General features: G+C 67.4%; 11 protein-coding genes. 6 read left to right on the top strand and 5 right to left on the bottom strand.

Going from position 1 to position 15396, the window contains the following annotated elements; genetic code table 11:
* Positions 1-13: 13 nt before the first annotated feature.
* Together WFK61_RS04050 and WFK61_RS04045 are read right to left on the bottom strand one after the other, a co-directional pair.
* Positions 14-3862: a hydantoinase B/oxoprolinase family protein gene (locus WFK61_RS04050; RefSeq protein WP_336810251.1), complete on the bottom strand. Its 3849-nt coding sequence runs from the start codon at positions 3860-3862 to the stop codon at positions 14-16.
* On the bottom strand, positions 3859-4644 hold the full coding sequence (locus tag WFK61_RS04045; RefSeq protein WP_336810250.1) for an IclR family transcriptional regulator: 786 nt from the start codon (positions 4642-4644) through the stop codon (positions 3859-3861). Before WFK61_RS04045 ends, WFK61_RS04050 begins: the two co-directional genes overlap by 4 nt.
* Positions 4645-4849: 205 nt before the next feature.
* Between WFK61_RS04045 and WFK61_RS04040 the strand changes: the two genes are divergently transcribed.
* Both WFK61_RS04040 and WFK61_RS04035 read left to right on the top strand, forming a co-directional pair.
* Positions 4850-5818, top strand: coding sequence for a hypothetical protein (locus tag WFK61_RS04040; protein WP_336810249.1), 969 nt, complete (start codon positions 4850-4852; stop codon positions 5816-5818).
* An 86-nt stretch (positions 5819-5904) separates the two neighbouring features.
* A complete protein-coding gene (locus WFK61_RS04035; RefSeq protein WP_336810248.1) occupies positions 5905-6942 on the top strand; it encodes a DmpA family aminopeptidase in 1038 nt (345 codons plus the stop codon).
* A gap of 15 nt (positions 6943-6957) precedes the next feature.
* On the opposite strand, the gene WFK61_RS04030 is transcribed toward WFK61_RS04035, so the two are convergent.
* Positions 6958-8208 carry an aminopeptidase gene (locus WFK61_RS04030; protein ID WP_336810247.1) on the bottom strand — a complete coding sequence of 417 codons (1251 nt, stop codon included), beginning with the start codon at positions 8206-8208 and terminating at the stop codon, positions 6958-6960.
* 108 nt (positions 8209-8316) lie between these two features.
* A complete protein-coding gene (locus tag WFK61_RS04025) occupies positions 8317-9207 on the bottom strand; it encodes a GntR family transcriptional regulator (protein ID WP_336810246.1) in 891 nt (296 codons plus the stop codon).
* Between the two features lie 84 nt (positions 9208-9291).
* Here WFK61_RS04025 and WFK61_RS04020 point away from each other — a divergent pair, with 84 nt between their 5' ends.
* The 3 genes from WFK61_RS04020 (at position 9292) to WFK61_RS04010 (ending at position 13663) form a co-directional block, all read left to right on the top strand.
* Positions 9292-10434 (top strand): C45 family peptidase, encoded by a 1143-nt coding sequence (locus tag WFK61_RS04020; protein ID WP_336810245.1) that lies wholly within the window; start codon positions 9292-9294, stop codon positions 10432-10434.
* Positions 10435-10479: 45 nt separating this feature from the next.
* On the top strand, positions 10480-12036 hold the full coding sequence (locus WFK61_RS04015) for an ABC transporter substrate-binding protein (RefSeq protein WP_336810244.1): 1557 nt from the start codon (positions 10480-10482) through the stop codon (positions 12034-12036).
* An 85-nt stretch (positions 12037-12121) separates the two neighbouring features.
* Positions 12122-13663 carry an ABC transporter substrate-binding protein gene (locus WFK61_RS04010; RefSeq protein ID WP_336810243.1) on the top strand — a complete coding sequence of 514 codons (1542 nt, stop codon included), beginning with the start codon at positions 12122-12124 and terminating at the stop codon, positions 13661-13663.
* A gap of 9 nt (positions 13664-13672) precedes the next feature.
* Here the strand turns inward: WFK61_RS04010 and WFK61_RS04005 are convergent, their stop codons facing one another.
* On the bottom strand, positions 13673-14338 hold the full coding sequence (locus WFK61_RS04005; protein WP_336810242.1) for a GntR family transcriptional regulator: 666 nt from the start codon (positions 14336-14338) through the stop codon (positions 13673-13675).
* Positions 14339-14508: 170 nt separating this feature from the next.
* Between WFK61_RS04005 and WFK61_RS04000 the strand changes: the two genes are divergently transcribed.
* A complete protein-coding gene (locus tag WFK61_RS04000) occupies positions 14509-15393 on the top strand; it encodes an alpha/beta hydrolase family protein (RefSeq protein WP_336810241.1) in 885 nt (294 codons plus the stop codon).
* Positions 15394-15396: the final 3 nt, after the last annotated feature.

The following is a 15396-nucleotide window of genomic DNA, read 5'->3' as shown; positions in this document are numbered from 1 at the left end:
TGATCCCTGCGGCTCAGGCGACCAGGATGCCGGCCTTGGCCTCACCGACATCCTGCGTGGCATGCGCGCCCTGCACGCCGTAATCGCGCTTGGCGGCGTCCGGCGAGACCAGCCCGAGCGCGATGTCGCGGGCGATCGCCTCCCGCGAGCGCTCGGCAGCCGGGCCGTAGCCAGCGCCACCGGCGAGCACGAGCTCGACGATCTCCTGCGGCTGCCGCACCTGGACGAGATCGCCGGTGCCGACGTCCTTCAGCACCTGACCCTGCTCGTCGATCACCCGGCCGGACGCGCCGCCGCCGGCCTTGCCGCCGAACAGGCCCGGGATCGGGTTGTTGACCCCTTCCGGATAGAGCGAGACCAGCGTCGGCAGGCCATCATCGGAGAGCTTGCGCAGGCGCACGCGCTGTCCGAGGCCGCCGCGATGCTGGCCGGCGCCGCCGGAGTCGGTGAGATAGGTCTTCTCGACCACCAGCACCGGAACGCGCGATTCGAAGGTCTCGATCGAGGTGTTCGCGGCGGAAGTCGGGTAGAGCAGACCGGACTTGCCGTCGCCCTGGGCCGAACCACCCTGGCCGCCCCCGACGAAGAGCATGTCGGAATAGGTCTCGCCAGCGGCGTCGCGACCATAGACGCTCGCCGCGACGGGCAGGCCGGTGAAGGCCTGGACCTGCTTCGGCGCCGCCTTGGAGAGCGCGCGGAAGATATTCGGCGCCAGATACCAGCCGGTGCGCGTGCGCAGGTTCACCGCCAGCGGCTTGTCGCAGTTCAGGATCGAGCCCTTCGGCGCATCGATCGAGAAGGCGCGGTAGCAGCCGGCATTGCCGCGCACCGACGGCGTCAGCATGCATTTCAACGGATAGGTCGCATGCGCCATCGTGTAGTTGAGCGTGCAGTTCAGCCCGCCCTGCGCCAGCTGCGGCGGAGCACCGGCGAAATCGAGATGGATCGTGTCGTCCTTCACCGTCAGCGCCAGCGGATAGGTCATCGGCGTGCCCAGCGGGTTGTTCGAGACCGTGCCGTGATAGACGCCGTCCGGCAGCGCGCGGATCGCCTCGCGCATCGCCTTCTCCGACCGGCTTTGCACGACATGGGCGAGCGCCCGGAGGTCCTGCATGCCGTAATCGGTCAGGAAGGATTGCAGGCGCTCGGCGCCGATCGCGTTGGCCGCGACGAAGGAATGCAGGTCGCCGAGCACCTGCTCGGAATTGCGCACGTTCTCACCGAGCAGGCGCACCAGCGTCTCGTTGATCCGGCCGGCCTCGTAGAGCTTCATCGGCGGGATCTGGAAGCCTTCCTCGTAGATCTCGCGGGCCCGGAGCGAATCCTTGGTGCCGCCGATATCCGAGACATGGCCGACCGTACCCATCAGGCCGACGACGCGGTTGCCAAGGAAGACCGGCGTCACCACCGCGATATCGAAGAGATGGCCGGCGCAGAGCCAGGGGTCGTTGGTGATGAGCACGTCGCCGGGCTTCAGCGTCTCGGCCGGGTAGCGCTCCAGCAGCGCCTTGACCGCGCGCGGCAGCGTCAGGTTGAACACCGGCATGGCGCGGGGCGAATGCGCCAGCGTCTCGCCTTCGGGGTCGAGCAATTCGCAGGCGAAGTCCTGCGCTTCCGAGATCACCAGCGAGAAGGCGGTGCGGCAGACGGTCAGCCACATCTCCTCGACGACGTTGATCATCCGGCTCCACATGATCTCCAGCGAGATCGGATCGGCCTCGATCCGGCGCGCGGCCTCGGCCAGCGGCATGTCGGCGGTGATCGTCGTCTCGGCCGCGTTCGGCTGGGCGACATGGACGATCAGGTTCAGGACGTCGTCGATGCTGACGCTGTCGCCGGGCGGCACGATCGTGGTCGACTCGCGCTCCTCGATGATCGCCGGCCCCTTGACGGTGTCGCCGGAGCGCAGGGCGTAGCGGTCATAGACCGAAGCCTCGCTCCAGCCGCCCTCGAACCAGGCCTTGCGGGTGCCCTTGATCTTGTTGGTGGCGTCGCCGCCGCCGGCCGCGCCGGAAAGCGAGAGCATCGGCACCGGGCCGGCGCAGCGGACGCGGAAGTTGATCGCCTCCAGCCGGGCGCCTTCATAGACCGAGGTGTAGCGGGCGGAATAGGCCTTGCTGAAGGCCGCGCGGATGGCCTCCAGGCTCGACGCATCGATCGTCCCGGCCGGCAGCGGCACGGAGATGTCGTGCATCTGGCCGACGAGGCGCATATCGGCCGTGCGCTCGACCGTGACGTCGGCGGGCTTCACCCCGGCCTCGGTCAGGTGCTTGCGGCCCTCGACCTCGAGATCGCTGAGCACGGCATTGACGGCGGCCGCATCGAAGCCCTCGGAGAACTCGACCGGCAGCGAACGCACCATGTCGAAGGAGAGCGGCGCGGCGAGGAAGCCGAGCGCGGAAGCCGCGCCGGAAGCGGGCGGGATGATGACCTGCCTGACGCCAAGCACGCGGGCGACGTCGACGGCATGGGCCGGGCCGGCGCCGCCGAAGCCGACCATGGCGTAATGGCGAGGGTCCTTGCCCTTCTCGACGAGATGGACGCGGGCGGCGGCGCCCATGCTCTCGACCACGACCTTGTGGATGCCCCAGGCGGCTTCCTCGATCGAGAGGCCGAGCGGCGCGGCAACGGTCGAGACGGCCTTGCGCGCGGCTTCAAGGTCGAGCGCCATGCGCCCGCCCAGGAAGAAGGTGGGGTCGTAATAGCCGAGCACGAGATTGGCGTCGGTCACGGTCGGCTTCACGCCGCCCATGCCGTAGCAGGCCGGGCCGGGGTCGGAGCCGGCCGAATGCGGGCCGACCTTGAGCAGGCCGACCTCGTCGATCGCCGCGATCGAGCCGCCGCCGGCGCCGATCTCGATCATGTCGATGACGGGCGCCTTGATCGGCAGGCCGGACCCCTTGGCGAAGCGGTTGACGCGGCCGGCTTCGAGCATCGGCGCGATCTCGGCGCGGCCGTCCTCGATCATGCAGGCCTTGGCGGTGGTGCCGCCCATGTCGAAGGAGATCACGTCCTTATGGCCGGCAAGCTCGCCGAACAGGGCCGTAGCGAGGCCGCCGCCGGCCGGGCCGCTCTCCAGCAGGCGGATCGGGAAGGTGCGCGCCGTCTCGGGCGAGACGAGACCGCCGGCCGAATGCATCAGCCGGAGTGAACCGGTGAAGGCGCGCGCCGCAAGCTCGCGCTCCAGCCGGTGAAGGTAGCGGCGCATCAGCGGCTGGACATAAGCGTTCGCAGCGGTGGTGACGAAGCGCTGGTATTCCCAGATCTCGGCCACGACCTCGCTCGACAGCGAGACGGTCAGCTCCGGGCAGGTCTCGCGGACGATGCGGCCGGCCCCCTGCTCATGCGCGGGATTGCGGTAGCTGTTGAGGAAGCAGACCGCGATCGCCTCGCAACCGGCGGCTTCAAGCTCACGGGCGGCCTTGCGCACGGCGTCCGCATCGAGCGCGGTGACCACATTGCCATCGCGGTCGATGCGCTCGGCCACTTCGAGGCGGTGCTCGCGCGAGACCAGCGGATCGGGGAAGGTCAGGAACAGGTCGTAGATGTCGTAGCGCTGCTCCGTGCCCATTTCGAGGATGTCGCGGAAGCCTCTGGTGGTGATCAGGCCGAGCTTCGAGCCCTTGCGCTCGATCACGGCATTGGTGACGAGCGTCGTGCCGTGGACGATGTCGCCGACATCGGCCAGCGTGATTCCGGCCATCTCGGTGAGTTCGCCGAGGCCGATCAGCGCCGCTTCGGAAGGGTCATGCGGCGTGGTCAGGCGCTTGTGCAGCCGGACCGAACGCTCCTGCGAATCGTAGAGGATGAAGTCGGTGAAGGTGCCGCCGATGTCGAAGCCGATACGCCAACGATTGCTCATGGAGCGGTCTCCGCGATTGAGAGGTTCAAGGGGTAGAAGCGGTTGTCATGGGTCAGGGCCGCGATCTCGGCGGCGCCCTCCCCGAGCGAGCGGATGATGGCGACGCGCTCGGCCGGCTCGACCGTCGCGGCCGGGAACGACAGGCAGAGCGCGACCTCGTCGCCGGTCGCGGGATCGCCGACCGCGACCGAAAGCGCGCGCACGCCGCGCACCGCCTCGTCGCGGGATTCGGCGAAGCCCTCGCCGCGGATGCGGGCGAGACGGCCCAGCAGGTCGTCCATGTCGCGCGGCGCAGTCTCGGATGGGGAGGTGAAACCGGCCGGATAGAGCGCGCGGATCTGGTCGTCAGGCAGGCGCGCCAGCAGGGCTCGGCCGGTGCTGGACGCGAAGGCGGGGATGCGATCGCCGATCGAGGTGACGACCCGGAGCGCATGGCGGCCGGGATGGGCGGTCACCGCGACGATCTCGGTGCCGCGGCGGACGCTGACATAGCCGGTATGGCCGATCCGGTCGGAGATTCCGCCGACCACGGCATCCGCGCGGTCGATCAGCGATGCGGCGAAACGATAGAGATGACCGACCTGATTGAGCAGGAGCGAGGGCCGGTAGCGCTTGCTCTCGCCGACCGTCTCCAGCAGCCCCTCGTCGCGCATCGCCCGGAGCAGGCGCGAGGCATTGCTCTTCGGCATGCCCAGCAGCGTGACCAGATCCGTAACCGTCACATCATGGCGTGTGCTGGAGAAGCAGCGCAGCACATCCACGGCCGACGACAGGATCGACATCGCGATCAACCTTGTTAGTTCCAAAAAATGGAACTTGAGTTGCAATAAGAGGGAAAATACGCCAGTTAAGAAAGATGTCAATCCTGTGACTGCGTTTTCCTTCCGTAACGTGAGCGACGGCGCGCGCCTCGACGCCGCTCCGGCCACGCTGTATCCCGGCTTCCATGCCGCTTCGGGTCTTGGCCCGCGTCATGGAGAGCCCCGGATGAGCGACAGCCTGCTGTATCTTTCGCGCGACGACGTGCGGGCGCTGGCGATCTCGCCGGACGAGGCGCGCGAGGCTGTTCTGCAAGGCTTTCGCGACCATGCCGCCGGGCTGGACCGGAGCATCCCGAAGACGGCGCTGATGCTTGGGCCGGGACACGGCTTCCAGGCGATGACGGCCGCCTCCTCCGCCCGGCAGATCGCCACGGTGAAATGGGTCGCGATGGCGCCGGTCGCGGCAGGCTCGGCGCTGCCCGCCGTCAGCGCGCTAATCTGCCTGAACGACTATGCGACGGGCATGCCGCGCGCGATCCTCGACGGCGACGAGATCACGCTGATCCGCACCGCCGCGATCACCGCCGCTGCCGCCTCGCGCCTCGCGCCGGCCGCGCCCCGCACCATCGGCTTCGTCGGCTGCGGCTTGCAGGCCCATGCCCATCTCGCCGCTTTCCGCGCGCTTTATCCCGACCTGACGACAGCGCTCGCGATGAGCCGCAGCCGCGCCTCGGCCGAACGGCTCGCGGAGACGGCGCGCGGGGCCGGCCTCACGGCGCAGGTGCTTGATGATGCCGACGCCCTGCTGGCGCAGAGCGATATCGTGATCTCGATGGTGCCGGGCGGCCCGGGCATGACGCCGTTTCTCGATGCGCGACGCCTGAAACCCATCGCCTTCGCCGCCGCCGTCGATACCGGCCGGAGCTGGCTGCCGGAGACGCTGCCGGCCTTCGATATCCTCGCCACCGACAGTCTGGAGCAGTCGCGCGCGCCCTATGACGCCGCCGGCAACCCGGTCACGACCGTCAGCTTTGGCCATGACATGGCGGAACTGGCCGCCGCGCCGCACCCGACAGCACCGACAAGCCGTTCCTTCTTCTGCTTCCGCGGCGTCGCGCTGGCCGATCTCGCGCTCGCCCATCTCGTCGTCGAGAAAGCCCGCAAGCAGGGGCTCGGCACGAGCCTGCCACGCTGATCCGAACTTTTTGATTTGGCATCGGCTTTCCCCGAAAACCGCGCACCACTTTTCGGGCCGATGCCACAGCCTTACCGGACCACGCCATGACCCAGCGCCTTCGCGATTTCGGCCTCACCTGCGGCATCCAGCAGCCCGGCCCGCTCAACGCGATCACCGACGTGCCCGGCGTCAAGCTCGGGCATACCACCCTGAACGAGGGCGACCTGCGAACCGGCTTCACGGCCCTGTTGCCACATGACGGCAACCTCTTCCGCCGGAAGGTGCGCGCCGCGGTCGATGTCATCAACGGCTTCGGCAAGAGCGCCGGGCTGATGCAGCTCGCCGAGCTCGGCCAGATCGAGACGCCGCTCCTGCTCGGCAACACGCTTGCCGTCGGTACCGGCTTCGACGCGCTGGTGACGCGCGCGCTCGCCGCCAATCCGGACATCGGCCGGCAGACCGGCACGGTCAATCCGGTCGTGCTCGAATGCAATGACGGCTATCTCTCCGACATCCGCGCCCGCGCGCTGACCGGGGCCCACGCCTTCGGCGCGCTCGATGCCGCCACGTCCGGCCCTGTCACGGAAGGCGCCGTCGGCGCCGGCACCGGCATGAGCGCCTTCGGCTTCAAGGGCGGCATCGGCACGGCCTCGCGCCGCTTCGCTCTTGACGGTGTGGAGCATACGCTCGGCCTGCTGGCGCTCGCCAATTTCGGCAATGCCGGCGATCTCGTCCTGCCCGATGGCCGCCGCCCGGTTCCGCCGGAGGCGAAACCGCAGAACGAGCGCGGCTCGGTCATCCTGGTCATCGCCACCGACGTGCCGCTGGAATCGCGGCAGCTCCACCGCGTCGCGCGGCGTGGCGGCGCCGGCCTCGCCCGGCTCGGTGCCTTCTGGGGCAATGGCAGCGGCGACATCGCCGTCGCCTTCACCACGGCCTGTCCCGTCGATCACGATCAGCCTGATGACCTCGTGCCATTGCGCGCGCTCAACGAGAACCGCATCGACACGCTCTTCCGCGCCGCCACTGAAGCGACGCAGGAAGCCGTGCTCAACGCGATGGTCGCAGCCCCCGCCACGACCGGGCGTGACGGGCATCACCGCCCATCGCTGGGAGACTGGCTCCGGGCGAACGCGGGCTGACGCGGCCCGAGCCGCTCAGGCCCACTCGCCCTTGCGGAACACCGGCACGCGGCGACCATCCGCGTGGACGCCGTCGATATCGACCTCGCCGGAGCCGATCATCCAGTCGATATGAATCAGGCTCTTGTTGCCGCCTTGCGCCGCGATCTGCTCCGGCGTCAGGTTCGCGCCGTCGACGAAGCATTTCGAATAGCACTGCCCGAGCGCGATATGGCAGGACGCGTTCTCGTCGAAGAGCGTGTTGTAGAACAGGATACCGCTTTTCGAGATCGGCGAGGAATGCGGCACCAGCGCGACTTCGCCGAGCCGGCGCGCGCCCTCGTCAGTGTCGAGCACCTTGTTCAGCACCGCCTCGCCGCGCGAGGCCTTGGCCTCGACGATCCGCCCGCCCTCGAAGCGCACCTGAATCTCGTCGATCAGCGAACCCTGATAGGAGAGCGGCTTGGTGCTGGAGACATGGCCCTCGACCCGGCGCGCATGCGGCGTGGTGAAGACCTCTTCGGTCGGGATATTCGGGTTGCAGACGATGCCGTTCTTGGCCGGCGAGGCGCCGCCCTGCCAGTCATGACCATCGGCAAGTCCCACCGTGAGATCGGTGCCGGGCCCGGTGAAATGCAGCGCGGCGAAGCGCTGGCCGTTCAGCCAGTCGCGCCGCGCCCGCAGCGCCGCGTTATGCGCGGCCCAGGCCGCGACCGGATCGGCCTGATCGATGCGCGAAGCCGAGAAGATCGCCTCCGCCAGCTTGCCGACCGCGACCTCCTCGGCATCATCGGGAAACACCTGCCGGGCCCAGGCCGCGCTCGGAAAGGCCAGGATGTTCCAGTTGATGTCGAAGCCGGCGATCTTCTCCAGCGCCGGCTGATAGGCCAGCGAATTCGCCTTGCTGGCACGCCCGACCTTGGCCGGGTCCTCGTTCGCCAGCAGCATCGGATTGTCGCCGACGATCGCGAGCCGCGCGGTATTGGCGGAAAAGGCCTCGGCGACGCCCTTGTAGAGCCAGGCCGGCGCCTTGTCGAAGCTCGCATCCGGCGCAAAGCGGTAGCGCGCCAGCGTCACCTCCTCGTCGGCCAGCATCGGCGTGACGATGCCGGCGCCCGCCTTGTAGGCGTGCTCGGCGATGCGTCGCACCAGCGGCAGCGCCGCGACGGGTGCGGTCAGGAACAGGTCCTGCCCCGGCTGGAGATTGAGGCCGACGCGGATGGCCACTTCGGCCAGCTTGTCGAGCTTGGCGGGATCGATGGCTTGCGGAGGCTGATGGATCGTCATGGCACGCGACCTGTCGGATTCGGGATATCGGCCATTGCTGGCCCAAATCGCCGCGAGGTCAACCACCGCGACGGCAAGGCCGCCATCCGATGAACGGGCGACGCTGCGTCAGCCCTCCGCGCCGTCCACCTTGCTCATCCGCCTGAGCTTGCTCGCGCGCAGCAGATGGCTGCGCATCAGCGCCGAGGCGACCTCGTTCTCGCCGGCCTCCAGATGGTCGAGCATGGCCATATGCTCGGTGCAGTTCACCCGCACGCGCTCCATGCCCTGGTCCCAGTCATAATTCGACAGGCGCCGGAGCTGGTTCTGGCGCCGCATCGCCGAATGGAAGAAGCGGTTGCCGGTGGCCGCCGCCAGCCCCTCGTGGAAATCGGCGTTCATCTCGTAGAAGGCGATGCTCGACGCTTCCCGCCAGGGCCGCTTGAGCGCCTCGACATGCCGCGCCCGCATCTCGGCGATCCAGCCGGGATCGAGCTGGAAGCCAGGCTCCAGCATGACCATCGGCTCGATCAGCAGACGGAAACGATAACTCTCGTCGCGCAGGCGCTGGTCGCGCGGCTCATGCAGGAAACGCCAGCCATAGCCCGGCTTGCGCTCGACCATGTCGAGATCGGCCAGCCGCGCGAGCAGCTTCTGGGCCTCGGGCCGGCCGAGCTCGTAGCGCCGCATCACCTCCAGCTCCGAAACCTCGTCCGGCAGCAGGCCGTTCTCGCGCTCGCGCGCCAGCCTCACCATCGCGAGGTCCAGGGTCTCCGGCGGGCGGGCGCTCTCGTTCGCCACCGGCAGCTGGATCAGTTCGATGCCCTTGTTGAGGTGCCGGCGCACCACGCCCTGCTCGGCGAGATGATCCAGCGCGGCACGCACCGGCGTGCGCGAGACGCCGAGCCGCTTCGCCGTCGCGTTCTCGTTGAGCCAGGCACCGGCCGCCAGCGCATCGTCGCGCACGAGCTGCAGGATGCGTTCGGCGATCTCCTGTTGCAGCCGGGTCGGCGCCGCCATCGGGAAAGGCCCTTGATTGTTTTAGTTGATGATGAAATACACTATAGCACGATCTCCTGTCAGCATACCGGAAAGATATGCGCCATGGTCCAGCCCTGCCCCTTCGTCGATGTATCCGGCACCCCTTATAAGCGCGGCCGCCAGCACGGCGCGGCCGTTCCGGGCCGTGTGAAGCGCTCGATCGAGCTCTATGGCGGCCAGCTCGGCGAGCTCGGTTACGACGCCAAGGCCAAGTCGGCGCTGATCGCCGAGTTCGCCAAGGAGATCGAGGCCTTCGGCGCGCATTACATCGAGGAGATGCGCGGCATCGCCGATGGCGCCGGCGTCGCGCTCGAAGACATCGTCATGGTCAATGCGCGCACCGAGGTCATCGCCAAGGCCCGCCTCGTCAAGAACAAGCCGGTCGAGGCCCAGGAAGAGCTCGACGACGGCTGCACCGGCGCGATCATCCTGCCGGAGCGCAGCGCCTCGGGTGAGCTGATCCACGGCCAGAACTGGGACTGGAAGGCCGAATGCGCGGAAACGGCGATCGTGCTGCGCGTGCGCCGCGACGACGGCCCGGATTTCCTGACCTTCGTCGAGGCCGGCGGCCTCGCCCGCTGCGGCATGAACGCGGCCGGCATCTCGATCACCGCCAACTATCTCGAATCCGAGCGTGACTTTACCCAGGCCGGCGTGCCGCTCGCCCTGATCCGCCGCAAGGTGCTGGAGCAGGAGCATCTCGCCTTCGCGATCAAGGCCGTCGCGACCACGCCCAAGGCCTGCTCGAACAACATGATGCTCTCGACCGTGAAGGGCTTCGGCATCGATTTCGAATGCGCCCCGGACGAAGCCTTCCCGCTCTATCCGCAGGACGGCATGATCGTTCACGCCAACCACTGGGTCGGGCAGATCGCGCTGACCAAGATCAAGGACACCGGCATCCCGCGCGTGCCGGAGAGCTTCTATCGCGACTGGCGCGTCCGCAAGCTGCTCGACGAGGCCGGCCGCAAGCTGACCGTCGACGATCTCAAGCAGGCCTTCTTCGACGATTTCCTCTCGCCCTATTCGGTCTGCCGCCCGGCCCGCCCGAACGAGCAGGGCAACCTCTCGGCCACGGTCGCCATGGTGATCATGCAGCCGGCCAAGGGGATCATGGAGGTCGCGCCGCTGCCGGCCCAGAACCGCGTCTTCACCCGCTACAGCCTGACCGAGGATCCCGTGCTGCTCGCCGAAGCAGCGGAATAATCCCGCACCGACATCGCGTCACAACCGAAAAAACAACAGGGGAACATGATGCGCCGAACAACCACCACCGCCCTTGCCGCCGCGCTCCTGTGCGGCGGCCTCGTCCAGGCCGCCGGGGCGAGCGCGCTCAAGATCCAGCTGCGCGCCGACATCCGCTCGATCAATCCGGGCGTCAACCGCGACGCCAATACCGACGGCGTGGTCGTGCAGATGGTCGAGGGCCTCGTCGCCTATGGCGAGGATGCGCTGCCGAAGCCGCTGCTGGCCGAGAAGATCGACATCTCCCCGGACGGCAAGAGCTATACCTTCACGCTCCGCCAGGGCGTGAAGTTCCATAACGGCGCCCCGCTGACCGCGGCCGACGTGCTCTGGAGCTGGAACCGCTACATGGACCCGAAGACCGACTGGCGCTGCCTTTCGGAATTCGACGGCCGCGGCCAGGTCAAGGTCGAGAAGATCTCGGCGCCGAACGACAAGACCGTCGTCTTCGAGCTGGACAAGCCGAGCGCGCTCTTCCTCTCGGCGTTGGCCCGCACCGACTGCGCGATGACCGGCATCCTGCACAAGGATTCGATCAAGGCCGACGGCGCCTTCGACAAGCCGGTCGGCACCGGCCCGTTCAAGTTCGCGGAATGGAAGCGCGGCGAGTACATCAAGCTGGAGCGCTTCGCCGACTATGCCTCGCTGCCCGGCAAGATCGACGGCCTGACCGGCGCCAAGAAGCCGCTGGTCGACGAGGTCCGCTTCCTCGTCATCCCCGACAACTCGACCGCCAAGGCCGCCCTGCTGAAGGGCGATATCGACGTCGTCCCGGATATCGCCAATACCGACATCGCCGAGCTCAAGAAGAACGACAAGGTCAAGACCTCGGTCGTCACCAGCATGGGCCTCGTCGGCCTGATCATCCAGACGCGCGACCCGCTGCTGCAGAACGTCAAGCTGCGCCAGGCGATCGCCGCCGCGATCGATTCCAAGGAGCTGGTCGGCGCCGTGACCGACGGCATCGGCTCGCCCAACAACTCGATCGTGCCGGCGCTCTCCGCCTATTACGGCCCGGTCCAGAAGCAGGGCTGGAAATACGATCCCGCCACCGCCAAGAAGCTCCTCGCGGAGGCCGGCTACAAGGGCGAGAAGATCGTGATGCTTGCCAACAAGCGCTATCCCGAGAGCTTCGACGCCGCCGTCGTCGCCCAGCAGATGCTCCAGGCGATCGGCCTCAATGTCGAGATCGAGGTGCTGGAATGGGCGACGCAGCTCGACCGCTACAGCAAGGGCAACTACCAGATGCAGGCCTTCCCCTATTCGGGCCGCATGGACCCCGCGCTGAGCTACGAGTCGATGACCGGCCCGAAGGACAAGCAGCCGCGCAAACTCTGGGACAATCCCGAGGTGCAGGCCCTGCTCGACAAGTCCATGGTCGTGAACGACAAGGCCGAGCGTCAGAAGATCTTCGACGAATTGCACAAGCGCTTCATCGCCGAAGTGCCGATGGTGATGCTCTATAACGGCATCGTCGGCGGCGCGATGGGCGCCAAGACCCAGGGCTATGTCTCGACGCTGAGCTCGCTGCCCCGCGCCTGGGAAGTCAGCACCGGCCAGTAAGGCCGCCACCTCGCCTTCGCGATATCCGACAGCGCGGCATGCCCCATGGGGCATGCCCGGACGACACGATAACGAGGGAACGGGAATGATCCGCTTTTCGGCCTCTGCCCTGGCGCTCGCGCTCTTCTGTGGCGCGGCGCAGGCTCAGACCATCAATGTCGCGCTGAATGCCGACATCCGCTCGACCAATCCGGGCGTCAATCGCGACGACAACACCGATGCCGTGGTGCTGCACATGGTCGAGGGCCTTGTCGGCTATCGCGAGAACGGTGCCGTCGCACCCCTCCTCGCCGAGACCATCGACGTCTCGCCGGACGGGCTGACCTACACCTTCCGCCTCAGGAAGGGCGTGAAGTTCCATAACGGCGCCGAGATGACCTCGGCCGACGTGCTGTGGAGCTGGAACCGCTACATGGACGCGAAGACCGACTGGCGCTGCAAGCCGGAATTCGACGGCCGCATCGGCCTCAAGGTCACGGAAGCGACCGCGCCCGATGCCGCGACCTTCGTGATGAAGCTGGAGAAGCCGAGCGCGCTCTTCCTGGACACCATGGCCCGCACCGACTGCGCCATGGTCGCGATCCTGCACAAGGATTCGCTGAAAGCCGATGGCAGCTGGGACAAGCCGGTCGGCACCGGCCCGTTCCAGCTCGCCGACTGGCGTCGCGGCGAATTCGTCCTGCTCAAGCGCTTCGATGCCTATCTGTCTCCAGCAGGCGACAGGCGCGACGGCTATGTCGGCTCCAAGCGCCCGCTCGCGGCCGAGGTCAAGTTCCTCGCCATCGCGGACGGCGCGACGGTCAAGGCCGGCCTGATGTCGGGCGCGCTCGACGTTGCCGACGTGCCGGACGAGGACGTGCCGGAGATGAAGAAGAGCGGCCTGCAGGTGCTGACGGCGCCGAGCGCCACCAAGCACGGCATCCTGCTCCAGAGCCGCGACCCGCTGCTCAGCGACGTCCGCATGCGCCAGGCCATCGTTGCGGCCTTCGACCAGGACGAGATCGTCGGCGCCGTCTCGAACGGGCTCGGCAAGGTCAACAACTCGGCGGTCTATGTCACCTCGCCCTATTACGACGAGGTCCAGAAGAAGCGCTACACGCACGATCCCACACGCGTGAAGAAGCTCTTGGCGGAGGCCGGCTACAAGGGCGAGACGATCAGGCTGATCGCCAACAAGCGCTCGACCGTGCCGAGCTATCCGATCGCGATCATGGCGCAGGCGATGCTGCAGGCCGCCGGCATCAAGGCCGATATCGAGATCCTGGAATGGGCGACCCAGCTCGACCGCTTCTCGAAGGGCAACTACCAGATGATGTCCTTCAGCTATTCTGCCCGCATCGACCCGGCCCAGAGCTACAACCAGTTCTCCGGCCCGAAGGACAAACTGCCCTCCAAGGTCTGGGACAATCGCGAGGCGGATGCGCTGATCGAGAAGGCGACGCTGGTCAGTGACGAGGCCGAGCGCCGCAAGATCTTCGACCAGCTCCACGTGATGATGCTGGCCGATGCGCCGCTGATCTTCCTCTACAATCAGGTCGACACGGCCGTCGTCTCGAAGCGCCTGCAGGGCTTCGCGCCGTGGGTCGCCTCGAAGCCGCGCCTCTGGGAGGTCTCCGTCGCCAGATGACGGCGGCGCTTAGGCCGGCTCGACCGGGGCCGGACCGACGGGCGCGCCCTTGATGATATGGGTCGCGATCAGGGTCGCCAGCCGCCCCGCATCGCGCGCCTTCAGGGCCGCCATCATCTCGTAATGCTCGCGGTCGCTCTTCTGGAGCAGTTCATGCGAGCTCCACACCGTGATCTGCGAGCCGCGCCCGCGGTCCCGCAGGCCCCAGATCATCTCCTCCAACACGGCATTGCCGCAGAAGGAGTACATGAATTGATGGAAGGCGCGGTTGATCTCGCTCTGCTCGGTCCGGCTCCCGGTCGTGACCGCGGCGGAGAACTGCGCCGCCAGCGCGTCCAGCCGCGCGATCGCGGCGTCGTCGATCTGCGCGACGATGCCTTCGGCCGTGGCCCGCTCCAGAATGATCCGCGTCGCGAGGATCTCCTCATAGGTCTTCAGGTCGACCTCGGCGACGCGGTAGCCCCGGTTCGGGACGTGCTCGATCGTCTTGCGCACGGCGAGTTCGTCGAGCGCGCTGCGCACGTCGAAACGCGTCGCCTGGAAGCGCTCCTCGAGGTCGATCTGGCGCAGCCATTCGCCCGGCCTGAACGCGCGCAGGCGGATCGCCTGCGCGATCTCGTTGGCGAGCATGGCGCGCCGCGTGCTGGTGTTCTTGCGTTTCCGCTCGGACGTCATGGCAGGCTCTCTAAAGCATTTTCGAGCGAGGTGAATACCGGTTCGCGTGAGGAAAATGCAGCGAAACAAGGCTCTAGCAGGATTCGCGCAGGCTGGAAGAAGTTGGTTGCGAAGCCAACCATATCATGCGACATAATTGGCGCCAATAATTTCGCCATAGGAGAAAGCCCGTGAACGCCGTGGCCGAACAGACCGCCAAGCCCGACACCGAGGCGGCCGCCCGCGCCAAGGCGCTCTACGAGTACGGGCCGACCTCGATCTATTCGTCGAAGCACGATCCGCGCTTCCCCTATTGCCTCTATGTCCCGCCGAGCCTGGGCGAAGGCGGCGAGAAGCCGGAGCTGATCGTCGCGATGCACGGCACCGGCCGCGGCTTCACCGGCTATCGCGACGCCTTCTCGGCCTTCGCCCGCTGGAACAACTGCATCATCCTGGCGCCACTCTTCCCGATCGGCGTGATGGGCGACGGCTATCGCGATGGCTTCAAGTACATGCGCGAGGGCAATCTCCGTTACGACCAAGTCCTGCTCGCCATCGTCGAGGAGGTCTCCGAGCGCTATGGCATCGCCTTCGATCGCTTCGGCCTGTTCGGCTATTCCGGCGGCGGCCATTTCGCCCATCGCTTCCTGATGCTCCAGCCCAACAGGCTCTGGGGCGTCTCGATCGGCGCGCCAGGCTCGGTCACGTTGCTCGACCCCAGCCGCGACTGGTGGGTCGGCACGCGCAACTTCGCCGAGCTCTTCGGGCAGCAGCTCGATATCCCCGCGATGAAGCAGGTCGCGGTGCAGATGGTGGTCGGCGCCGCCGATCTCGAGACCTGGGAAATCACCCACAAGCCGGGCGGCCGCAACTGGATGCCGGACGCCAACCATGCCGGCACCAACCGGCCGGAACGGCTGGCGAGCCTGCGCGACAATTTCGCCGCGCATGGCATCGCGGCCCGCTTCGACCTCGTGCCGAACACGCCGCATGACGGCGTCAAGGTCGTGCCGGTCGTCGAGGATTTCTTCGCCGGCGAACTCGCCCGCATCCGCGCCGCCCACAAAGCCGCCTGAACG

It is taken from the genome of Allobosea sp. MMO-172 (genome assembly GCF_037147855.1).
In the GTDB taxonomy this organism is placed as follows: domain Bacteria; phylum Pseudomonadota; class Alphaproteobacteria; order Rhizobiales; family Beijerinckiaceae; genus Allobosea.
Note: the sequence above shows the minus strand (reverse complement) of the source record. Positions and strands in the feature narration are given on the sequence as shown.